Origin of the sequence: Streptomyces sp. NPDC057287, from assembly GCF_042667905.1 — a bacterium.
GTDB lineage: Bacteria > Actinomycetota > Actinomycetes > Streptomycetales > Streptomycetaceae > Streptomyces.
In genome coordinates this window covers 151,776-173,801 of the sequence record NZ_JBHUYV010000001.1, presented here as the reverse complement: position 1 = coordinate 173,801, position 22,026 = coordinate 151,776, and the positions used below count along the sequence as shown (strand labels likewise).

The following is a 22,026-nucleotide window of genomic DNA, read 5'->3' as shown; positions in this document are numbered from 1 at the left end:
TGGCACTCGAACGCACAGAGTGCCAGGCAGAAGCCGAAGAACCACAGCTGGAGGTGTGCGCGGTGCTCAGCGAACGCAGACTCGAAGTGCTGCGCGCCATCGTCCAGGACTATGTCGGCACCGAGGAGCCCGTCGGCTCCAAGGCGCTCACGGAGCGGCACAGCCTCGGGGTCTCCCCGGCGACCGTGCGCAACGACATGGCGGTGCTGGAGGACGAGGGCTTCATCGCCCAGCCGCACACGAGTGCGGGGCGCATCCCGACGGACAAGGGCTACCGTCTCTTCGTCGACAGGCTCGCGGGCGTCAAGCCCCTGTCGTCGCCGGAGCGCCGGGCCATCCAGAATTTCCTCGACAGCGCGGTCGACCTCGACGACGTCGTGAGCCGCACGGTCCGGCTGCTCGCACAGCTGACCAGACAGGTCGCCGTCGTGCAGTACCCCTCGCTGACCCGGTCGACCGTCCGTCACGTGGAGCTGCTGTCGCTGGCCCCGGCCAGGCTGATGCTCGTGCTGATCACGGACACGGGCCGGGTGGAACAGCGTATGATCGACTGCCCTGCACCGTTCGGTGACATGTCACTGGCCGATCTCCGGGCCCGGCTCAACAGCCGGGTCGTCGGACGACGCTTCGCGGACGTCCCGCAGCTGGTGCAGGACCTGCCGGAGTCCTTCGAGGCCGAGGACCGGGGAACCGTATCCACGGTGCTCTCCGTCCTTCTCGAGACTCTGGTCGAAGAGACGGAGGAGCGGCTGATCATCGGCGGCACCTCCAACCTCACCCGCTTCGGACACGACTTCCCTGTGATGATCCGGCCGGTGCTGGAAGCACTGGAGGAGCAGGTCGTGCTGCTGAAGCTGCTGGGTGAGGCGACGGATTCGGGCATGACCGTACGGATCGGGCACGAGAACGCCCACGAGGGCCTCAACTCCACGTCCGTCGTCGCGGTCGGCTACGGTTCGGGCGACGAGGCAGTCGCCAAACTCGGCGTGGTCGGACCGACCCGCATGGACTACCCCGGAACGATGGGAGCGGTACGCGCAGTGGCACGTTACGTCGGACAGATCCTGGCGGAGTCGTAAGTGGCCACGGACTACTACGCCGTACTAGGCGTGCGCCGCGATGCTTCCCAGGACGAGATCAAGAAGGCATTCCGCAGACTCGCCCGCGAGCTGCACCCGGATGTCAACCCGGATCCGAAGACCCAGGAGCGGTTCAAGGAGATCAACGCCGCTTACGAGGTGCTGTCGGACCCGCAGAAGAAGCAGGTCTACGACCTCGGCGGCGACCCGCTGTCCGCCTCCGGAGGCGGTGGCGCGGGCGGTTTCGGACAAGGTGGCTTCGGCAACTTCTCCGACATCATGGACGCGTTCTTCGGTACGGCGTCGCAGCGCGGACCCCGTTCGCGCACCCGGCGCGGCCAGGACGCGATGATCCGTCTGGAGATCGACCTCTCCGAGGCGGCCTTCGGCACGACCAAGGACATCCAGGTCGACACGGCGGTCGTCTGTACGACCTGCAGTGGCGAGGGCGCCGCACCCGGCACCTCCGCGCAGACCTGTGACATGTGCCGCGGCCGCGGCGAGGTCTCCCAGGTCACCAGGTCCTTCCTCGGCCAGGTCATGACCTCGCGGCCGTGCCCGCAGTGCCAGGGCTTCGGCACGGTCGTGCCGACCCCGTGCCCCGAGTGCGCCGGTGACGGCCGCATCCGCTCGCGGCGCACCCTCACCGTGAAGATCCCCGCCGGTGTCGACAACGGCACCCGGATCCAGCTGGCGGGCGAGGGCGAGGTCGGCCCCGGCGGCGGTCCCGCCGGCGACCTGTACGTCGAGATCCACGAGCTCGCGCACGCCGTGTTCCAGCGGCGCGGCGACGATCTCCACTGCACGGTCACCATCCCGATGACGGCAGCGGCGCTCGGCACCCAGGTGCCGCTGGAGACGCTCGACGGCCTGGAGGAGATCGACATCAGGCCGGGCACCCAGTCCGGACAGTCGGTCCCGCTGCACGGGCGGGGCATCACGCACCTGCGCGGCGGCGGGCGCGGTGACCTGATCGTGCACGTCGAGGTCATGACCCCGACGAAGATGGACCCCGAGCAGGAGCGCCTCCTGCGGGAGCTGGCCAAGCTGCGCGGCGAGGAGCGGCCCACGGGCCAGTTCCAGCCGGGTCAGCAGGGCCTCTTCTCCCGCCTCAAGGACGCCTTCAACGGGCGCTGAGCCCGCCGCGGCACCGCCCGCGAACCCTGTCACCGCACCGCCCGCCGGCCTGCTACCGGCGGGCGGTGCGCTGTGTCCGGCGGCCCGTCCGCCGTGTGAAAGGGCTGATTCGGCACGATCCGCCGGACGTGGCACGATGCGGTCATGTCCTTGGCGCTGACCGGTCTCTGCCGCTACCCGATCGTGCAGGCCCCGATGGCGGGCGGCGCGTCGAGGCCGGAGCTGGCCGCGGCCGTCGGGGAGGCCGGAGGGATCGGCTTCCTCGCCGCCGGGTACAAGACCGCGGACGGCATGTACAACGAGGTGAAGCAGGTCCGGCGGGAGACCGGCCGGCCCTTCGGCGTCAACCTCTTCATGCCGCAGCCGCTGGTCGCCGACCCGAGCGCCGTCGAGGTCTACCGCCACCAGCTCGCGGGCGAGGCCACCTGGTACGAGACCCCCCTCGGCGACCCGGACGCCGGCGGGGACGACGGCTACGAGGCCAAGGTCGCGATCCTGCTGGAGGACCCCGTACCTCTGGTCTCCTTCACTTTCGGCTGCCCCACCCGTGAGGTCCTCGACGCGTTCGCCGCCGCGGGCACGCTCACCGTCGTCACGGTCACCTCGGCCCAGGAGGCACGGAACGCCCAGTGGGCGGGTGCGGGCGCCCTCTGTGTCCAGGGGACCGAGGCGGGCGGCCACCAGTCCACGCACCGCGACGACCCGCAGGCGGGCCTCACCGGCACCGGGCTGCTCGCCCTGGTCGCCGAGGTCCGCGCCTCCGTGAGCCTCCCGGTGATCGCGGCGGGCGGACTGATGCTCGGCTCCCAGATCACGGCCGTCCTGGCGGCCGGTGCCGACGCGGCGCAGCTGGGCACGGCGTTCCTGCCCTGCCCCGAGTCGGGCGCCCACCCGCTGCACAAGCAGGCCCTGACCAACCCGCTGTTCGTGACCACGACCCTGACCCGGGCGTTCTCCGGCCGCCCCGCGCGCGCACTGGTCAACCGGTTCGTGCGGGAGCACGGACCGTACGCCCCGGCCGCCTATCCGCAGGTGCACCAGATGACCAGCGGTCTGCGCAAGGCGGCCGCCAAGGCCGGGGACGCCCAGGGCATGGCCCTGTGGGCGGGGCAGGGCCACCGGCTGGCGCGCGAGCTGCCCGCCGGGGAACTCGTCGGCCTGCTCGCCGCCGAGACGGAAGCCGCGCGTGCGGCAGTGAGTGTGAGGAGTGCCCAGTGACGGCACCGGTCTTCGTCGTCGAACAGCTGCCGGGAGGACCGGAGTTCGTCCTGGACGGACCCGAGGGGCGGCACGCCGTCTCGGTGAAGCGGCTGAACCCCGGTGAGGACGTCGTCCTCACCGACGGGCGGGGCCGCTGGGCGGAAGGCGTCGTGAGGGCGGCGGAGGGCAAGGACCGCCTCCTCGTCACCGGCCTGGAGCCGGTGCACGAGGAGCCGGCTCCCGCCCCTTTCATCACCGTCGTCCAGGCGCTCCCCAAGGGCGACCGCGGGGAGCTCGCCGTGGAGACGATGACCGAGACGGGCGTCGACGCGATCGTGCCCTGGCAGGCCGCACGCTGCATCACGCAGTGGAAGGGCGACCGTGGGCTCAAGTCCCTGGCCAAGTGGCGCAGCACCGCGCGCGAGGCGGGGAAGCAGTCCCGCCGGGTGCGCTTCCCCGAGGTGGCGGAGGCCATGACGACCAAGCAGGTCGCGGCGCTGCTGGCCGGGGCGGACTTCGCGGGCGTCCTGCACGAGGACCGGGACACCGCCGGTGAGCCGCTCGCGACCGCCGGGCTCCCCGCCGCCGGCACGATCGTGCTCGTCGTGGGCCCGGAGGGCGGGGTGTCCCCCCAGGAGCTGGCGGCCTTCGCCGGGGCGGGAGCGCCGCCGTACAGGCTCGGCCCCAGTGTGCTGCGCACCTCGACCGCGGGCACGGCCGCGGTCGCCCTGCTGATGGGGCGCACCGGGCGCTGGAGCTGAGGGCCGCCCGCCCCGCACCGGCCGCCGGAGCCCGCGACAGCGCTCCGGCCGGATAGCATGCCGGAGTACTGATCACGAGGACCGAACGACCGAGGAGGCCGGGCCATGGCGGGAGAGCCGCAGACCGACTGCCTGTTCTGCAAGATCGTTACCGGGGACATCCCGGCGACCGTCGTCCGCGAGAGCGAGACGACCGTCGCCTTCCGCGACATAAACCCCCAGGCCCCGACCCACGTCCTGGTCATCCCCAAGGCGCACTACCCGGACGCCGCCTCGCTCGCCGCCGCCGAACCGCGGATCGCCGCGGACGTGCTGCGTGAGGCCGGTCTGGTCGCCGACGACGAGAAGATCACCGAGAGCGGCTACCGCATCGTCCTCAACACCGGTGCGGGCGCCGGGCAGACCGTGTTCCACGCACACGCCCACGTCCTGGGCGGCCGCGGGATGCAGTGGCCCCCCGGCTAGGCAGGCCGCACCCGTGTCCGTACGAGAACTCGTGGTCCTCGGCACCGCCAGCCAGGTGCCGACCCGCCACCGCAACCACAACGGCTACCTGCTGCGGTGGGACGGTGAGGGCATCCTCTTCGATCCCGGCGAGGGGACCCAGCGCCAGATGCTGAGGGCGGGCGTCGCCGCGCACGACATCAACCGCATCTGCGTCACCCACTTCCACGGCGACCACGCGCTGGGCCTGGCCGGCGTGATCCAGCGGATCAACCTCGACCAGGTCCCGCACCCCGTCACCGCCCACTTCCCGGCGAGCGGACAGCGCTTCTTCGACCGGCTGCGGTACGCGACCGCCTACCGCGAGTCCGTCGAGCTCACCGAGGCCCCGGTCACCGCCGACGGCGTCCTCGCCACCACCGGGGCGTACACCCTCGACAGCCACCGCCTCTCGCACCCCGTCGAGTCCTACGGCTACCGCCTCACCGAGCCCGACCGGCTGCGCATGCTGCCCGCGAGACTGGCCGAGCACGGCATCGGCGGACCCGACGTCGGGCGGATCCAGCGGGACGGCGCCCTGCGCGGCATCCCGCTGGAGGAGGTCTCCGAGACCCGCCGCGGACAGCGCTTCGCCTTCGTCATGGACACCCGGCTCTGCGACGGCGCGTTCGCGCTCGCCGAGGGATGCGACATGCTGGTCATCGAGTCGACCTTCCTCGACGAGGACGGCGGGCTCGCCGCCGACCACGGCCACCTCACCGCCGGCCAGGCGGCCCGGGTGGCGAAGGAGTCGGGCGTGCGGCACCTCGTGCTGACGCACTTCTCCCAGCGCTACAGCGACCCGGAAGTCTTCGAGCAGCAGGCCAGGGCGGCCGGCTTCGAAGGCGAACTGACCATCGCCCAGGACCTGATCAGGGTCCCGGTCCCCACCCGCCACACGTAACGAGAACCCCGTGCACCTCCCCAAAGCCGAACTCCACCTCCACATCGAGGGGACCCTCGAACCCGAGCTGGCCTTCGCCCTCGCCGCACGCAACGGCGTGGACCTGCCCTACGCGGACACCGAAGAGCTGCGCAAGGCCTACCTGTTCGAGGACCTCCAGAGCTTCCTCGACCTGTACTACGCCCTGATGGCGGTGCTGCGCACCGAGGAGGACTTCGCCGAGCTGGCCGACGCCTACCTCGCCCGCGCCGCCGCCCAGGGCGTCCGGCACGCGGAGATCTTCTTCGACCCGCAGGCCCACACCGACCGCGGCGTCCCGATCGGCACCGTCGTCGAAGGGCTCGGCAGGGCGCTGGACCGCAGCGAGGAGACGCACGGCATCTCCACCCAGCTCATCATGTGCTTCCTGCGCGACAAGTCCGCCGAGTCGGCCCTGGAGACGCTGGAGGCCGCGAAGCCGTACCTGCGCCGCATCAGCGGCATCGGCCTCGACTCCGCGGAGGTCGGCCACCCGCCCGCGAAGTTCCGCGAGGTCTACGCGGCGGCCACGGCCCTCGGCCTGCGCAAGGTCGCCCACGCCGGCGAGGAGGGCCCCCCGGAGTACATCCGGGAGGCCCTGGACGTCCTCGGCGTCGAACGGATCGACCACGGCCTGCGCTGCATGGAGGACCCGGAGCTGGTGGACCGGCTGGTCTCCGAGCGGATCCCGCTGACGCTGTGCCCGCTCTCCAACGTGCGGCTGCGGGCCATCGACGTCCTGGAGCAGCACCCGCTGCGGTCGATGATGGACGCGGGCCTGCTCTGCACGGTGAACTCCGACGACCCGGCCTACTTCGGCGGATACGTCGGAGACACCTTCCACGCCGTGCACGAGGCGCTCGGTCTGGACCGCGAGCAGCTGCGCACCCTGGCCCGCAACTCCTTCGAGGCGGCCTTCCTCGACCACGACGAGGAGCGCAGGGCGCGCTACCTCTCCGAGGTCGAGGCGTACGCGTTCGACTGACCGGCCTCTCCGGCCGGTCCCGCGGTCCGGATCGCACTCCGCACCAGCCTCCTGCGCCGCAGCGCCGGGACGCTGATCTCGGCCACCGCCTGCTCCGGCGCGCCCAGCTTGGGAACGGCGCCGGACAGGCTGTTGGTCGTGGCGGCGAGCAGTGCGGCAGGGGCGCCGCCCCTGCGCCGGACGGAGCCCGGAACCAGCGGGCGTCCGCCGGTGTGCAGTGCCACGGCGGTGACGGGGGCCGCGACCAGGAGCGTGGCGGCCCCCAGGATCAGGCCCATCACCGCGTAGCCGGCCTGCTCGGAGAGCACGCTGCCGAGCAGGGGGCCGCAGGCCGTACCGACGGAGGACGCCGAGCCGGCGAGGACCGCCCAGCGGCCGCGCACGTCCAGCGACGCCGCCAGGCCGATCAGGTAGGACAGGACCACCGGGTAGAAGGTGTTCCACGCGATCTCACCGGTCGCGAACGACCCCAGGTCGTCGGCGGAGGAGCTGAGCACGATGCTCCCGGCGATGATCATCGTGCCGAGACCGATCGGCACGGCACGCCCGAGCCGGGCACCGAGCATCCCGGCGCCCATGACGCCCAGCAGTCCCGCTCCCAGTGCGGCGGCGAACACGGCGCCGATGGTCACCTCGGAGAGGCCGACCTGGACGGCGCCGATGCTGCTGCTCACACCCCACAGGGCGTTCTGCGCCATGGACCAGACGAGCATTCCGCCCGCCAGCACCAGACCCGACCGCCGGTGCGGCAGCCGTCCCTGCACCGACGACGTCCCGCTGACGGGTGCGGAGCCCCCCAGCCGGGAGGTGGCGGGCCAGACGAGCAGGGCGACCAGCGCGATGGAGGCGAACGGCAGTCGGTGGCCACCGCTCAGGTGAGGGATCGTCAGGTAGAGGGCGCCCGCCGTCGCCGAGACGCTCAGCAGCCCGAGCGACGAGGTCCGGTGCGGATCGTGCTGGGCCGCGATGCCCGACGCCGCGACGGCGGTCGCCGCGCCGGAGCCGAAGCCGCCGACCACGACGCCCGCGACGACCAGCGGCACCGAGGTGGTCAGCGCCGCACAGCCGTAGCCGAGGGCGGCGAGCAGCAGTCCCGCGCGCGCCGGTCTCCGCGAGCCGTATCTCTCGACGCGTCCGGCCAGCGCGAAGCCGGCCGACGCCGAGCTGAGGAGGAGGGCGCTGCCGACCAGACCGGCCTGGGCCGAGCTGAGCCCCAGATAGGTGGTGAGGCGGCCGACGATGGTGGGGAGCAGATAGGCGGCGAGGTAACCGGCGGTGAACACGGCGACCAGGGGCCACGCGGCGCGGGGGCGCGAGGACATGGGCGTTCCTGAAGACATGCCTGAGGAGGCAGAAGAAGGCAGGGGAGGGCAGAGCGGGGTTGGGGCAGGGGAGGGTACGGCGAATGGAGGCAGGGGAGGGTACAGCGAGGAAAGCGGGGAAACGCGGGAGAAGCGGCACTCGTCGTCCACTGTCCCGAACGGTGCTCGCGGGGCAATTTGTATCAAGCGCGCGCAGGCGACGGAAAGCCGACCCGATGTGATCTGGGTCACGTATGTGTTTATGCAGGATCAGGCCGGGTAGCAGCGCATGTTTATGCAGGTGGGAGTGAGTTTGGGTGGTGCGGCGCGGACCCTCCGGATGCGGGGGTGAATCCGGCACACTGGCCGGAACTCGCGAGGTTCAGAATCTGCCGAGGCCGGGGAGCGCACGGTGAGTACAGCTAATCCAGGCATCGATCCGCTGCTCGGGCTGCGCGCCCCGCAGGACCCGGCCTGCGATGTCTTCCTGACCGGCACGGTATTCCTGGACATCATCTTCACCGGGCTGGACAGCGCCCCGGTCCGCGGGACGGAGTCCTGGGCCCGGGGGATGGGTTCCAGCCCCGGGGGCGTCGCCAACATGGCGACCGCGCTCGCCCGGCTCGGCCTGCACACCTCGCTGGCCGCGGCGTTCGGTGACGACCACTACGGCGAGTACTGCTGGGACGCCCTCGAACAGGGCGAGGGCATCGACCTGTCGATGTCGCGCACGGTCCCGGGCTGGCACTCGCCCGTCACCGTCTCCATGGCCTACGAGGGCGAGCGGACCATGGTCTCGCACGGCCACGAGGCCCCGGCCCCCGCCCCCTCCGCGGTGCCCGGCCGCACCCTCCCGCACTGTCCGCCGCGCGCCCGCGCCGCCGTCGCCTCGCTGACCCCGGGCCGCAGCGAGCCCTGGGTCGCCGGGGCGGCCCGGAACGGCGCGATGGTCTTCGCCGACGTCGGCTGGGACGAGACCGGCCGCTGGGACCTGGACGCCCTGCCCGACCTCGGGCACTGCCTGGCCTTCCTGCCCAACGCCGAGGAGGCCATGCGCTACACCCGCACCGACTGCCCGCGAGCCGCCGCCCACGCCCTGGCCGAGCGCGTGCCCCTGGCCGTCGTCACCCTGGGTGCGGAGGGTGCCTACGCGGTGGACCGGGCGACCGGGACGGCCGCCGAGGTGCCCGCCATCGAGGTGGAGGCCCTGGACCCCACCGGAGCGGGCGACGTCTTCGTCGCCGGATTCGTCACCGGGACACTGGCCGGCTGGCCGCTCGCCGACCGCCTCGCGTTCGCCGGGCTCACCGCCGCCCTGTCCGTGCAGGAGTTCGGCGGATCACTGTCCGCACCCGGATGGGCGGAGATCGCGGGCTGGTGGCAGCAGGTGCGCACCTGCGCCGACCAGGACCCGGCGGCGCTGGAGCGCTACGCCTTCCTGGAGGAGCTGCTGCCCGCGACGAGCAGGGACTGGCCCCTGCGCCGGGCCGTCCCGACCATCGGCTTCCGGCAGTGAAGGGCTGATGATCACCGGGTAAAACCCCTCGGCGTTGTCGGTGGGGAGTCGTACGCTGGTACTCCAGAGGCGGTCGAGCAGCGACAGCCCTGCAACGGGAGGTATGCGCAGGCCCGAGGGCCGGCCCATGACTCAGTCACCTACACATCCGCAGGCGCGGGCCCGGATCAGCATTCCGGCCGCACACCCCATGGTGATGCTCCTGGGGTCGGGCGATTCCCTGCTGCGCGTGATCGAAACGGCGTTCCCGGCCGTCGACATCCATGTCCGGGGCAACGAGATAAGCGCGACTGGAAGCGCGGCGGACACCGCGCTGATCCAGCGCCTTTTCGACGAGATGGTGCTGGTGCTCCGCACCGGGCAGCCGATGACGGAGGACGCTGTGGAACGCTCGATCGCCATGCTCAGGGCGGCCGGCACCGGCGACGGGGACGGTGCCGAGACCCCCGCCGAGGTGCTCACCCAGAACATCCTCTCCAGCCGCGGCCGCACGATCCGCCCCAAGACGCTGAACCAGAAGCGGTACGTCGACGCGATCGACAAGCACACCATCGTCTTCGGCATCGGTCCCGCAGGCACCGGGAAGACCTATCTCGCCATGGCCAAGGCGGTCCAGGCCCTGCAGTCCAAGCAGGTCAGCCGGATCATCCTGACCAGGCCCGCCGTCGAGGCGGGGGAGCGGCTCGGCTTCCTGCCCGGCACGCTCTTCGACAAGATCGACCCGTATCTGCGCCCGCTCTACGACGCCCTGCACGACATGCTCGACCCCGACTCCATCCCCCGGCTCATGGCCGCGGGCACGATCGAGGTCGCGCCGCTGGCCTATATGCGCGGCAGGACTCTGAACGACGCGTTCATCATTCTGGACGAGGCACAGAACACCAGCGCCGAGCAGATGAAGATGTTCCTCACCCGCCTCGGCTTCGACTCGAAGATCGTCGTCACCGGTGACGTCACCCAGGTGGACCTGCCCACCGGCACCAAGAGCGGTCTCCGTCAGGTCCAGGAGATCCTCGACGGCGTCCAGGACGTCCACTTCTCCAGGCTCACCTCCGAGGATGTCGTCCGGCACAAGCTCGTCGGCCGTATCGTCGACGCGTACGAGAAGTACGACAACGCAGAGGGCCGCACCGGCCGCAACGGGAAGTAGTCGCAGCGCACCATGTCGATCGACGTCAACAACGAGTCCGGAACCGAGGTCGACGAGCAGGCGATCCTCGACATCGCCCGCTACGCTCTCGCCCGGATGCGGATCCACCCGCTGTCCGAACTCTCGGTGATCGTGGTGGACACCGCCGCCATGGAGCAGCTCCACATCCAGTGGATGGATCTCCCCGGCCCGACGGACGTCATGTCCTTCCCGATGGACGAGCTGCGTCCCCCGGCCAAGGACGAGGAGGAGCCCCCGCAGGGGCTCCTCGGTGACATCGTGCTCTGCCCGGAGGTCGCGAAGAAGCAGGGCGAGGACGCCGAGACGCAGCACTCCATGGACGAGGAGCTGCAGCTCCTCACCGTCCACGGGGTGCTGCACCTCCTCGGGTACGACCACGAGGAGCCGGACGAGAAGGCCGAGATGTTCGGCCTCCAGGCGGCCATCGTCGACGGCTGGCGCGGTGAGCGCGGTCTGACCGGCCCGTCCCCCGCCCCCACCGTCTCGTGAGCGTCCCCCTCGTCTCCGGCGCCGTCCTGCTGATCGTCGTGGGCTGGCTCGCGGCCTGCGCCGAGGCCGGAATCGCGCGTACGTCGAGCTTCCGCGCGGCCGAGGCCGTGCGGGCGGGACGCCGGGGGAGCGCCAAGCTGGAACAGGTCGCCGCCGACCCGACCCGCTACCTCAACGTGGCCCTGCTGGTCCGGGTGGCATGCGAGATGTCGGCCGGCGTGCTCGTCACGTACGCCTGCCTCAAGGAACTGCGGGAGACCTGGCAGGCGCTGGCCCTCGCCATGGGGGTCATGGTCCTCGTCAGCTACGTCGCCATCGGCGTCTCGCCGCGCACCATCGGTCGCCAGCACCCGCTGAACACCGCCACGGCCGCGGCGTACGTCCTGCTGCCGCTGGCCAGGATCATGGGGCCGGTCCCGCAGCTGCTGATCCTCCTGGGCAACGCGCTGACCCCGGGCAAGGGCTTCCGCAAGGGCCCCTTCGCCAGCGAGGCCGAACTGCGGGCGATGGTCGACCTCGCCGAGCAGGAGTCGCTCATCGAGGACGACGAACGCCGCATGGTGCACTCGGTCTTCGAGCTCGGCGACACCCTCGTGCGCGAGGTCATGGTGCCCCGCACCGACCTGGTCTGCATCGAGCGCTACAAGACGGTCCGGCAGGCACTGACCCTCGCGCTGCGCTCCGGCTTCTCCCGCATCCCGGTCACCGGGGAGAACGAGGACGACATCGTCGGGATCGTCTACCTCAAGGACCTGGTCCGCAAGACCCACATCAACCGGGAGGCGGAGGCCGACCTGGTCTCCACGGCGATGCGTCCCGCCGCGTTCGTCCCCGACACGAAGAACGCGGGAGACCTGCTGCGCGAGATGCAGCAGGACCGCAGCCATGTCGCCGTCGTCATCGACGAGTACGGCGGCACGGCCGGCATCGTCACCATCGAGGACATCCTCGAGGAGATCGTCGGCGAGATCACCGACGAGTACGACCGCGAACTCCCGCCGGTCACGGAGCTGGAGAACGGCTGCTTCCGGGTGACCGCCCGGCTCGACATCGGAGACCTCGGGGAGCTGTTCGGCCTCGACGCCTACGACGACGAGGACGTGGAGACCGTCGGAGGTCTGCTGGCGAAGGCGCTCGGGAGGGTCCCCATCTCCGGTGCCTCCTCGATCGTCGACCTCCCCGACGGGCGCAAGCTCCGGCTCACCGCGGAATCCCCGGCGGGCCGCAGGAACAAGATCGTCACGGTGCTGGTCGAACCGGAGGGAATGGAAGCGGCATGACACCCCAGGAGCTGCGCGCGTTCTGCCTGGAGTTCAACGCGAGCACGGAGGAGTTCCCCTTCGGGCCCGAGGCCTCGGTCTTCAAGGTCCTGGGCAAGGTGTTCGCCCTCAGCGCGCTCGACGCGCCGCTCCTGAAGGTCAGCCTCAAGTGCGATCCGGACGAGGCGCTGCGGCTCCGCAAGGAGCACGCCGGGATCGTCCCCGGCTGGCACCTCAACAAGCGGCACTGGAACACCGTGACGCTCGCCGAGCTCCCGGACCGCATGGTCCGGGAGCTCGTGGAGGACAGCTACGACCTGGTGGTGGCCGGGCTCCCCAAGGCGGAACGGCTGCGCCTGGACCGGCCGTAGCCGCCGGCATGAGCCTGTGGGAGGGCACTCAGGAGGCCCGCCGCAGGCCCGCCCCCACGACGAGGCCCGTCGCGACGAGGATCACCGCCGCGGCGGTCACCACCAGCCGCACGCCGTCGAACAACGAACCCTGCGTGGTCGCGAGGACCCCCAGCAGCGGGATGCCGATCGTGATGCCGACCTGCTGGGTCGTGGTGACCAGACCGGTGGCCAGGCCCTGCTCCTCGTCGGGGACGCCGGAGGTCACCGTCAGCCCGTAGGCGATGATGGCGCCCAGGTGGCAGGCGCTCGCCAGCGACACCGCCACGGTGGCCAGCCAGACACCCGAGTCCTCGCCGAGGCCGAGCAGAGCCCCGATGAACAGGCCCTGGCCGAGCAGGGAGAGCACCAGCACCCGGCGCGCGCCGAACCGGCCGATCACCTTCGGGGCGAAGACCCCGGCGGCGACCGATGCCAGGCCCTGGACCCCGAAGACGAGCCCCGTGCCGAAGGCCGAGAGGTCCAGCAGGTCCTGGAGGTAGAGGGTCAGGACGAAGACGATGGTGCTCATCATCGAGAACGTCACCAGGCCGCCCAGGTTGCCGAACGCGACCGTACGGCGCCGCAGCATCGGCAGGGAGACCAGCGGTGCCGCCGAGCGGGACTCGACGACGACGAACGCGGCCAGCAGGGCCACGCCCAGGGCGAGGGTGATCCGCACGTCCGTACCACCGAAGCCGCGCTCGGCCGCCGTCGACAGCGAGTAGATCAGCGCGAGGAGACCGCCGGTGACGGCGACGGCGCCGGGCACGTCGAGCTTCGGCCGGTCCGGGGTGCGCGACTCGGTCAGCAGCTTCGGCGCCAGGACCAGGACGATCACCGCGGCGAGGCTCAGCAGGCCCATCGTGGAGCGCCAGCCCAGCGTGTCGGTGAGCACACCGCCCGCCACCATGCCGGTGGTGAAGCCGAGGGAGAGCAGCGTGCCGCTGATGCCCAGGGCACGGTCCCGCAGCGGGCCCTCCGGGAAGGTGGTGGTCAGCAGGGACATGCCGGTCGGCACGATGACGGCCGCTCCGAGCCCCTGCAGCGCCCGCCCCGCCAGGAAGGACGCGGGGTCCCAGGCCATCGTCGCCAGGAGCGACGACGCCCCGAAGACGGCGAGGCCGGAGAGGAACAGCCTGCGCCTGCCGTAGAGATCGGCGATCCGGCCGAAGAGCAGCAGGAAGCCGCCGGAGGGCAGCGCGAACGCGGTGACGGCCCACTGGAGCCCGGACCGGCTCAGCCCCAGGTCCTCACCGAGGACGGGCAGCGCGACGTTCAGCACGGAGAAGTCGAGCGCCACCATGAACTGGGCGGCGCAGAGCACGAAGAGCACCAGCCGTGCCCGGCCGGAGAGCGTGGGCGGAGCCGGGACAGCAGCGGGGTCGGCGGTGCCGACGGACACGGGAGTTGGGGTTTCGATCGCCATGTCCCACAGACTGGATGCACCGGAATAACCGTGGGGAGCCGCCACTTATCCTGTTGGCCGTACCACCAGGCAGCCACGCTCACGCACACCGGGCAGCCCGGCACACGGACACCAGGCAGGCACGCACACGCACACCAGGGGGAGTACGTGGCTTCACCGGCCCAGAACACCGGAGCGGTCCGGACCACCACGGCCCGGACCGGCACCGACGAGAAAGCGCACCGCCTCGGCGAACTGCGCGAGTTCCTGATGAGCCGACGGGCCAGGGTCACCCCGGCCGAGGCGGGGCTGCCGGACGGCGGGGCGCGCCGGCGCACGCCCGGGCTCCGCCGGGAGGAGGTCGCCGTCCTCGCGGGGGTCGGCGTCTCCTGGTACCAGTGGCTGGAGCAGGGCCGCGACATCACCGTCTCGCCGCAGGTCCTGGACTCCGTCGCCCGGGTGCTGCGGCTCAGCAGCGCGGAGCGCCGCCACCTCTACGTGCTGGCCGGCCTCAACCCGCCCGCCCTGGAGGTCGACCCGGCGCACACGGACATGTGCGAGGGCCTGAGCAGGCTCATCGACGCCTGGATGCCCTTCCCGGCCCACATCATGGACCGCTACTGGAACACCGTGCTCTACAACGACGCGGCGTCGGCGGTCCTCGGCATGCGCCCCGGGATCGTGCAGAACTGCATGATCGCCTTCTTCACCGACCCGGTGTACCGGGCCCGGTCGAAGCACTGGGAGACCATCGCCTCCCAGGTCGTCGCCCAGTACAGGGCCGCCTGCTCGGACTCCCCCGAGGACGAGGGCTTCCGCGCCGTGGTCGAGGAGACCAGGGAGCTCAGCCCCGAGTTCGCCGCCCTCTGGGACCGCCGCGACGTCGTCCCGGGCGGACAGGTCCGCAAGGAGCTCCAGCACCCGCTCGTCGGCACGCTGACGGTGGAGTCCACCCAGCTGCGGGTGCCCGCCCGCCCGGACCTGGTGATCGTCCTGCACACCCCGCTGCCCGACACCGGCACGGAGGCCAAGCTCCAGTGGCTGGACTCGCCCGAGGGCCGACGCGGCTCGATGTACCCCGTCCCCGGATGAGCGGACCCCGTCGTGCGGCAGGTGCCCGCCCTCTTCGTATGCTCAGCACATGACTGAGAGCACCGACCTCGGCCCCGAGGACCGCAAGATCGTCACGCTGGCGCGCAGCGTCCGCGCCCGCAACGCGGTGCCGGAGGGCGCTGCGGTACGGGACGAGACGGGGCGTACGTACGCCGCCGGCACCGTCGCGCTGGAGTCGCTGAAGCTCAGCGCGCTGCAGACCGCCGTCGCGATGGCGGTGGCCAGCGGCGCCACGTCCCTGGAGGCGGCGGCCGTCGTCTCCGAGTCCGCCACCGCCTCGGACGCCGACCGCGCCGCCGTGCGTGACCTGGGCGGGCCGGACACGCCCGTGCTGCTAGCGGGGCCCGACGGCACGCTCCGGTCGAGGGTCGCCGCGGGCTGATTCGGGGCGGCTGCGCCCTGCTGTGCAACGCCGCCCCCCGGATCGGGGAGAATGGGCGCCATGAGCGCTCGACCGAACACAGAAGCTGCTGCGCAGCAGGCTGAGAACACCGCCCCCCACCGGGCCGGCTTCGCCTGCTTCGTGGGCCGCCCCAACGCGGGCAAGTCCACCCTCACGAACGCTCTGGTCGGTCAGAAGGTGGCGATCACCTCCAACCGCCCCCAGACCACCCGGCACACGGTGCGGGGGATCGTGCACCGCGACGACGCCCAGCTGATCCTGGTGGACACGCCCGGCCTCCACAAGCCGCGCACACTGCTCGGGGAGCGGCTGAACGACGTCGTGCGGACCACCTGGGCCGAGGTCGACGTCATCGGCTTCTGCCTGCCCGCCGACCAGAAGCTCGGCCCCGGCGACAAGTTCATCATCAAGGAACTCGCCGGGATCAAGAGGACCCCGAAGATCGCGATCATCACCAAGACGGACCTGGTCGAGTCCAAGGCGCTCGCCGAGCAGCTGCTCGCCGTCTCCGCGCTGGCGGACGAACTCGGCTTCGAGTGGGCCGAGATCGTGCCGGTCTCGGCGGTCAAGGACCAGCAGGTGAGCCTGCTCGCCGACCTCATCGCGCCGCTCCTGCCCGAGAGCCCCCCGCTCTACCCGGAGGGCGACCTCACCGACGAGCCCGAGATGGTCATGGTCGCCGAGCTCATCCGTGAGGCCGCGCTCGAAGGTGTGCGGGACGAGCTGCCGCACTCCATCGCGGTCGTCGTCGAGGAGATGCTGCCGCGCGAGGACCGGCCGGCCGACAAGCCGCTGCTGGACATCCACGCGAACGTCTACATCGAGCGGCCCAGCCAGAAGGGCATCATCATCGGCCCGAAGGGGCAGCGGCTCAAGGACGTCGGCACGAAGTCGCGCAAGCACATCGAAGCGCTGCTGGGCACGCCGGTCTTCCTGGACCTGCACGTGAAGGTCGCCAAGGACTGGCAGCGAGACCCGAAGCAGCTGCGCAAGCTGGGCTTCTAGAGACCGGGCTCCCGGGTCCGGCCGCCCGGAGGGCGCCGAAGTGCCCGGGACCACGCGCCTGCGGGGACGTGGGATCACGCGCCTCCGAGGACCCGGGACCACGCGCTTGCGGGGACCCGGGTCTACGCGCCCTCTTTCAGGACCCGGGAGATCAGCGTCCGCTGCGCCTCGGTCAGCCGGGGGTCCGCGCAGTCGACCGTCCGGTCGCCCACCGTGATCCGGTAGCGAAAGCCGTCCGGCACTCCCGCGGGCGGGCCGCCCCGGCCGGCGGCGAGTGCCGTCTCGGCCAGGGACTCCCACTCCGCGGCGTCGGGCCGGCCCGAGGTCTCGACCTCGCCGCGGCGTGCGATGCCGGCGAACCCGCCGGTCCGGCTCACCTGAATGCGCATGCCTACCGGCTCCTGCCTGACACCCTGACCCCGCTCGGACGGTTCCGCGTCGTATCTACCCGGTCAGCGGGTCGGCACGCCCACCTCCGACCACGCCTTCAGGACCGCCTCGGCCTCGTCGCCCTCCCCGAACCTGTGCTGCGCGGCCGCGACCGTGAGCTTGGCGAAGTCCGTGAACGAGGCGTCCTGGGACAGCTCGCCACCGGTCAGCACGTCGAACCAGATCCGGCCGGCCCGCTCCCAGGCGTTACCGCCGAGCGCGGTGGCCAGCAGGTAGAAGGCGCGGTTCGGGATGCCGGAGTTGATGTGGACCCCGCCGTTGTCGTCGTCCGTCTCGACGTAGTCGTCCATCGACGCGGGCTGCGGGTCCTTGCCGAGCACGTCGTCGTCGTACGCCGTGCCCGGAGCCTTCATCGAGCGCAGGGCGACGCCGCTGACCCGGGGGGCGAGCAGCCCCGCGCCGATCAGCCAGTCGCCCTGGTCCGCGCTCTGGCCCAGCGAGTACTGCTTGACCAGGGAGCCGAAGACGTCCGACACGGACTCGTTGAGCGCGCCCGACTGGCCCTGGTACGCCAGGTTGGCGGTGTACTGGGTGAGCCCATGGGCCAGTTCGTGGGCGATCACGTCGATGGCGACGGTGAAGTCGAGGAAGATCTCCCCGTCGCCGTCCCCGAAGACCATCTGCTCGCCGTCGAAGAACGCGTTGTTGTACTTCTCGTCGTAGTGCACGGAGCCGATGAGCGGCAGCCCCTTGCCGTCGATCGAGCTGCGGCCGTACTCCGTGAGCAGCAGGTCGAAGGTGGCGCCGAGCCCGGCGTAGGCACGGTTGACGCTGGCGTCCTGGGTGGGCTCGTCGCCCTCGTCGCGGACCTTGCGGCCCGGCAGGTACGTGCGCTGCCCGCAGTCGTACAGGGTGCGGTGGGGCTTGCTGGGCACCGGGGCGGAGGTGCCGGCGGCCTGGGGTGTCCAGGCCAGCGCGGTCACCCGCCGGTGGTGGCGCCGGGCCGCGTCGGCCTCCAGGGTCCGCCGTGCGGGATCGGCCAGGAGCGGGTCGTCGGCCTGGGACAGCTTGTCGAGGACGTGGGGCGGCACGATGGTGCAGAAGACGGGCTGGAGCCCGTTGTTCGGTCGAGGCTGCATGCAAATGACTGTGGCACTCCGTCACCACGCTGTCACTGGTTGCGATCGTGATTGACGAAATAGAGTGATGTATCACCGTTCTGCCTTCACGCCGGCCCGATCCCGCATACTGATACGGACCGACGTATCAGGCGTCCCTCGGTTAGTGTTGCCGCATCATGCGTTTCGGGCTGCTCCTTCTTAGCTGCCGCGGCGAGGGCCTGTAGTCGTAGGCCGGCTCCCTCCCCGCGGAGTTCGCTGTTGCAGCGACACAGTCGGCCGCCCCTGCTGGACCTCAGAGGAGCCGTACGCCATGACCGCAGTGAATCCCCCCGCGCACACCGATGCCGTCACCACCCCCGTCGGTGGCCCCACGCCGGTGACGAACGCGAAGCGGCTGCAGAAGCCTTCCGGAATGCCGGTCCACAAGTACCGCGGCTACGACGCCGTGGACATCTCCGACCGCACCTGGCCGGACAACCGCGTCACGCAGGCCCCCCGCTGGCTGTCCACCGACCTGCGCGACGGCAACCAGGCCCTGATCGACCCCATGTCGCCGGCCCGCAAGCGCGAGATGTTCGACCTGCTCGTACGCATGGGCTACAAGGAGATCGAGGTCGGCTTCCCGTCCTCCGGTGAGACCGACTTCGCCTTCGTGCGCTCGATCATCGAAGAGGGCGCGATCCCCGAGGACGTGACGATCTCCGTCCTGACGCAGGCCCGCGAGGAACTGATCGAGCGGACCGTCGAGTCCCTGGTCGGCGCACGGCGTGCCACCGTCCACCTGTACAACGCCACGGCCCCCACCTTCCGCCGCGTGGTCTTCCGCGGCTCGAAGGAGGAGGTCAAGCAGATCGCCGTGGACGGTACCCGCCTGGTCATGGAGTACGCGGACAAGATCCTGGGCGACGAGACGATCTTCGGCTACCAGTACAGCCCGGAGATCTTCACCGACACCGAGCTGGACTTCGCCCTGGAGGTCTGCGAGGCGGTCTGCGACGTCTGGCAGCCCGAGGAGGGCCGCGAGATCATCCTGAATCTGCCCGCCACCGTGGAGCGTTCGACGCCGTCCACCCACGCGGACCGCTTTGAGTGGATGTCGCGCCACCTGACCCGCCGCGAGTACGTCTGCCTGTCGGTCCACCCGCACAACGACCGGGGCACCGCCGTCGCCGCCGCCGAGCTGGCGATCATGGCGGGCGCCGACCGCATCGAGGGCTGCCTGTTCGGCCAGGGCGAGCGCACCGGCAACGTCGACCTGGTCACCCTGGGCATGAACCTCTTCTCGCAGGGCGTCGACCCGCAGATCGACTTCTCGCAGATCGACGAGATCCGCCGCACCAGCGAGTACTGCAACCAGATGGAGGTCCACCCGCGCCACCCCTACGCGGGCGACCTGGTCTACACGTCCTTCTCCGGCTCCCACCAGGACGCCATCAAGAAGGGCTTCGACGCCATGGAGGCCGACGCGGCCGCCCAGGGGAAGACCGTCGACGACATCGAGTGGGCGGTGCCGTACCTGCCGATCGACCCGAAGGACGTCGGCCGCTCCTACGAGGCCGTCATCCGGGTCAACTCGCAGTCCGGCAAGGGCGGAATCGCCTACGTCCTGAAGAACGACCACAAGCTGGACCTGCCGCGCCGGATGCAGATCGAGTTCTCCCGGATCATTCAGGCCAAGACCGACGCCGAGGGCGGCGAGGTCACGCCGGCGCAGATCTGGTCGGCCTTCGCGGACGAGTACCTGCCGAACCCCGAGAACGCCTGGGGGCGGCTCCAGATCCGCTCGGGCCAGACGACGACCGGTTCCGACGGGCAGGACACGATCACCGTCGAGGCCACCGTCGACGGCGCCGACACGGTGCTGACCGGCACGGGCAACGGCCCGATCTCGGCGTTCTTCGAAGCGCTGCAGGCCATCGGCATCGACGCCCGCCTGCTGGACTACACCGAGCACACGATGAGCGAGGGCGCGAGCGCGCAGGCCGCCTCCTACATCGAGTGCGCGATCGACGGCAAGGTGCTGTGGGGCATCGGTATCGACGCCAACACCACGCGTGCCTCGCTGAAGGCGGTCGTCTCCGCGGTCAACCGGGCGACCCGCTGACACCGCCGCACGGCATGGCGGACAAACGTCCGATACGCCGCTGAACCGCACGGTCCGAGAGCCCCGTTCACCCGTCCAGGGTGGGCGGGGTTCGGCCATATCCCGGTGTTGTGACATCAGGAATACTGACGCCGCAACACGCATGTGGCTAACATCACGTCCAACGCGGCAATGTTGCCGTGGCGTTACGGAGGTGTGCGACGTGCGGACAGCCAAAGGACAACGCGCCATAAGACTGCGCATCTACGGCATCCGCACCGTCTGGGACACCGTGGGTGACGGCGAGTTCTTCTGCCCGTGCTGCGGGGGCGACCGCAACTACCGGCGCCTCGACGGCCGCCACCGCCTCACCGTCCTCGGTCTGCCGTTGCTGGCCCGGGGCAGTGCGGGGCCCGTCGTCGAATGTGCCGCCTGCGGCACGCACTTCGCGCCGGACGCACTCGACCACCCCACCACCACGCGCTTCTCCTCGATGCTGCGGGAGGCCGTGCACACCGTCACGCTGGCCGTGCTCGCCGCGGGCGGCACCACCTCCCGGACGGTCCTGGAGACCGCCGCGGCCACCGTCCGTGACGCGGGGCTCGACGACTGCAGCCAGGAGCAGCTCTTCACCATCGTGGAGGTGCTGGCCGCCGACACCGGACCCGGTGGCGGGAGCGGCCCGGCGGCCGAGGCGTGCGGCGCCGCCCTCGCGATCGAGCTCCACGAGGTCCTGGAGCCCCTCGCCCCGCACCTGGCCGTCGCCGGCCGTGAGGCGGTGCTGCTGCGGGGCGCGAGGATCGCGCTCGCCGACGGCCCGTACAGCCAGGCGGAGCGCGAGGTGCTGACCACGGTGGGCGGCGCGCTCCAGCTCTGCCCCGCCGACACCGCGAAGCTGCTCGAGGCGGCGCGTACGCCTTCGTAGCCCTCCGTCCGCCCGGGAGGCCCGCGTACGCCTTCGCAGCCCGCCGCGGGCCTCCCGGGCGGGCGGCTGCGCCCCGTGCCCCACACGGGGCCTGGAGCCCCTTCCCGGCCCGGTGCCCCGGTACGCGACAATGGGCGCATGAGCTTGTTCCGGGACGACGGCGTCGTGCTGCGTACGCAGAAGCTGGGCGAGGCCGACCGGATCATCACGATCCTGACCCGCGGCCACGGGCGGGTGCGTGCCGTGGCGCGCGGGGTGCGCCGCACCAAGTCCAAGTTCGGGGCGCGGCTCGAACCCTTCTCCCACGTGGACGTGCAGTTCTTCGCACGCGGCAGCGAGCTCGTCGGCCGCGGTCTCCCCCTGTGCACCCAGAGCGAGACGATCGCCCCGTACGGCGGCGGGATCGTCTCCGACTACGCCCGCTACACCGCGGGCACCGCGATGCTGGAGACCGCCGAGCGGTTCACCGACCACGAGGGCGAGCCCGCGGTCCAGCAGTACCTCCTGCTCGTCGGCGGACTGCGCACCCTCGCCCGAGCCGAACACGCGCCGAATCTCATCCTGGACGCGTTCCTGCTGCGCTCCCTCGCCGTCAACGGCTACGCCCCCAGCTTCGACGACTGCGCCAGGTGCGGAATGCCCGGACCGAACCGGTTCTTCTCCGTCGCGGCGGGCGGCGTCATATGCGGCGACTGCCGGGTACCCGGCAGCGTCGTACCCTCGGCGGAGGCCGTCGAACTGCTGAGCGCCCTGCTCACCGGTGACTGGGAGACGGCGGACGCGTCCGAGGCGCGTCATGTCAGGGAGGGGAGCGGGCTGGTGTCCGCCTACCTCCACTGGCATCTGGAGCGCGGCCTGCGCTCGCTGCGGTACGTAGAGAAGTGAC

General features: G+C 71.3%; 22 protein-coding genes. 18 read left to right on the top strand and 4 right to left on the bottom strand.

Annotation, left to right across the window (positions count from 1 at the left end; all coding sequences use genetic code 11):
- Positions 1–62 precede the first annotated feature (62 nt).
- The 7 genes from hrcA to ACFUNE_RS00820 all read left to right on the top strand — a co-directional run bounded on the left by hrcA (position 63) and on the right by ACFUNE_RS00820 (position 6,567).
- On the top strand, positions 63–1,079 hold the full coding sequence (hrcA, locus tag ACFUNE_RS00850) for a heat-inducible transcriptional repressor HrcA (protein WP_383560770.1): 1,017 nt from the start codon (positions 63–65) through the stop codon (positions 1,077–1,079).
- Positions 1,080–2,216: a molecular chaperone DnaJ gene (gene dnaJ / locus ACFUNE_RS00845; RefSeq protein ID WP_383560767.1), complete on the top strand. Its 1,137-nt coding sequence runs from the start codon at positions 1,080–1,082 to the stop codon at positions 2,214–2,216.
- Positions 2,217–2,360: 144 nt separating this feature from the next.
- Positions 2,361–3,434, top strand: coding sequence for a nitronate monooxygenase (locus tag ACFUNE_RS00840; RefSeq protein ID WP_383560764.1), 1,074 nt, complete (start codon positions 2,361–2,363; stop codon positions 3,432–3,434).
- Entirely contained in the window at positions 3,431–4,177 is a 747-nt protein-coding gene (locus ACFUNE_RS00835) for a 16S rRNA (uracil(1498)-N(3))-methyltransferase (protein ID WP_383560761.1), read from the top strand. Before ACFUNE_RS00840 ends, ACFUNE_RS00835 begins: the two co-directional genes overlap by 4 nt.
- A 105-nt stretch (positions 4,178–4,282) precedes the next feature.
- Complete coding sequence (locus ACFUNE_RS00830) at positions 4,283–4,642, top strand: histidine triad nucleotide-binding protein (RefSeq protein WP_383560759.1); 360 nt, start codon at positions 4,283–4,285, stop codon at positions 4,640–4,642.
- A gap of 13 nt (positions 4,643–4,655) precedes the next feature.
- Complete coding sequence (locus ACFUNE_RS00825; RefSeq protein ID WP_383560756.1) at positions 4,656–5,564, top strand: ribonuclease Z; 909 nt, start codon at positions 4,656–4,658, stop codon at positions 5,562–5,564.
- A gap of 10 nt (positions 5,565–5,574) precedes the next feature.
- Positions 5,575–6,567 carry an adenosine deaminase gene (locus ACFUNE_RS00820; RefSeq protein ID WP_383560753.1) on the top strand — a complete coding sequence of 331 codons (993 nt, stop codon included), beginning with the start codon at positions 5,575–5,577 and terminating at the stop codon, positions 6,565–6,567.
- On the opposite strand, the gene ACFUNE_RS00815 is transcribed toward ACFUNE_RS00820, so the two are convergent.
- The gene (locus tag ACFUNE_RS00815) at positions 6,531–7,889 is read right to left on the bottom strand and encodes an MFS transporter (protein ID WP_383560752.1); all 1,359 of its coding nucleotides are present in this window, start codon (positions 7,887–7,889) and stop codon (positions 6,531–6,533) included. The genes ACFUNE_RS00820 and ACFUNE_RS00815 overlap by 37 nt on opposite strands.
- A gap of 391 nt (positions 7,890–8,280) precedes the next feature.
- On the opposite strand from ACFUNE_RS00815, the gene ACFUNE_RS00810 reads away from it, so the two are divergent.
- The 5 genes from ACFUNE_RS00810 (at position 8,281) to ACFUNE_RS00790 (ending at position 12,674) form a co-directional block, all read left to right on the top strand.
- Positions 8,281–9,384, top strand: a complete 1,104-nt coding sequence (locus ACFUNE_RS00810) for a carbohydrate kinase family protein (protein ID WP_383560749.1) — start codon at positions 8,281–8,283, stop codon at positions 9,382–9,384.
- 127 nt (positions 9,385–9,511) lie between these two features.
- Positions 9,512–10,534, top strand: a complete 1,023-nt coding sequence (locus ACFUNE_RS00805; RefSeq protein WP_383560746.1) for a PhoH family protein — start codon at positions 9,512–9,514, stop codon at positions 10,532–10,534.
- Between the two features lie 12 nt (positions 10,535–10,546).
- Entirely contained in the window at positions 10,547–11,044 is a 498-nt protein-coding gene (gene ybeY / locus ACFUNE_RS00800; RefSeq protein ID WP_099172499.1) for an rRNA maturation RNase YbeY, read from the top strand.
- Entirely contained in the window at positions 11,041–12,324 is a 1,284-nt protein-coding gene (locus ACFUNE_RS00795) for a hemolysin family protein (RefSeq protein ID WP_383560742.1), read from the top strand. Before ybeY ends, ACFUNE_RS00795 begins: the two co-directional genes overlap by 4 nt.
- Positions 12,321–12,674 carry an MmcQ/YjbR family DNA-binding protein gene (locus tag ACFUNE_RS00790; RefSeq protein WP_383560739.1) on the top strand — a complete coding sequence of 118 codons (354 nt, stop codon included), beginning with the start codon at positions 12,321–12,323 and terminating at the stop codon, positions 12,672–12,674. Before ACFUNE_RS00795 ends, ACFUNE_RS00790 begins: the two co-directional genes overlap by 4 nt.
- Positions 12,675–12,702: 28 nt before the next feature.
- Here ACFUNE_RS00790 and ACFUNE_RS00785 read toward each other — a convergent pair whose 3' ends face one another.
- Entirely contained in the window at positions 12,703–14,121 is a 1,419-nt protein-coding gene (locus ACFUNE_RS00785; protein ID WP_383560736.1) for an MFS transporter, read from the bottom strand.
- 147 nt (positions 14,122–14,268) lie between these two features.
- Here ACFUNE_RS00785 and ACFUNE_RS00780 point away from each other — a divergent pair, with 147 nt between their 5' ends.
- The 3 genes from ACFUNE_RS00780 to era are packed head-to-tail and all read left to right on the top strand — an operon-like array spanning position 14,269 to position 16,621.
- Entirely contained in the window at positions 14,269–15,192 is a 924-nt protein-coding gene (locus ACFUNE_RS00780; RefSeq protein ID WP_383560733.1) for a helix-turn-helix transcriptional regulator, read from the top strand.
- A 49-nt stretch (positions 15,193–15,241) separates the two neighbouring features.
- Complete coding sequence (locus ACFUNE_RS00775) at positions 15,242–15,595, top strand: cytidine deaminase (RefSeq protein ID WP_383560730.1); 354 nt, start codon at positions 15,242–15,244, stop codon at positions 15,593–15,595.
- A gap of 51 nt (positions 15,596–15,646) precedes the next feature.
- Positions 15,647–16,621, top strand: a complete 975-nt coding sequence (era, locus tag ACFUNE_RS00770) for a GTPase Era (protein ID WP_383560727.1) — start codon at positions 15,647–15,649, stop codon at positions 16,619–16,621.
- 122 nt (positions 16,622–16,743) lie between these two features.
- Here the strand turns inward: era and ACFUNE_RS00765 are convergent, their stop codons facing one another.
- Positions 16,744–17,010 (bottom strand): protealysin inhibitor emfourin, encoded by a 267-nt coding sequence (locus ACFUNE_RS00765; RefSeq protein ID WP_383560725.1) that lies wholly within the window; start codon positions 17,008–17,010, stop codon positions 16,744–16,746.
- A gap of 63 nt (positions 17,011–17,073) precedes the next feature.
- Positions 17,074–18,150: a M4 family metallopeptidase gene (locus ACFUNE_RS00760; protein ID WP_383560723.1), complete on the bottom strand. Its 1,077-nt coding sequence runs from the start codon at positions 18,148–18,150 to the stop codon at positions 17,074–17,076.
- 292 nt (positions 18,151–18,442) lie between these two features.
- On the opposite strand from ACFUNE_RS00760, the gene leuA reads away from it, so the two are divergent.
- The 3 genes from leuA (at position 18,443) to recO (ending at position 22,025) form a co-directional block, all read left to right on the top strand.
- Positions 18,443–20,236 (top strand): 2-isopropylmalate synthase, encoded by a 1,794-nt coding sequence (leuA, locus tag ACFUNE_RS00755; RefSeq protein WP_383560721.1) that lies wholly within the window; start codon positions 18,443–18,445, stop codon positions 20,234–20,236.
- A 202-nt stretch (positions 20,237–20,438) separates the two neighbouring features.
- Positions 20,439–21,140, top strand: coding sequence for a TerB family tellurite resistance protein (locus ACFUNE_RS00750; protein WP_383560718.1), 702 nt, complete (start codon positions 20,439–20,441; stop codon positions 21,138–21,140).
- Between the two features lie 138 nt (positions 21,141–21,278).
- Positions 21,279–22,025: a DNA repair protein RecO gene (gene recO / locus ACFUNE_RS00745; protein WP_383560716.1), complete on the top strand. Its 747-nt coding sequence runs from the start codon at positions 21,279–21,281 to the stop codon at positions 22,023–22,025.
- Position 22,026 lies beyond the last annotated feature (1 nt).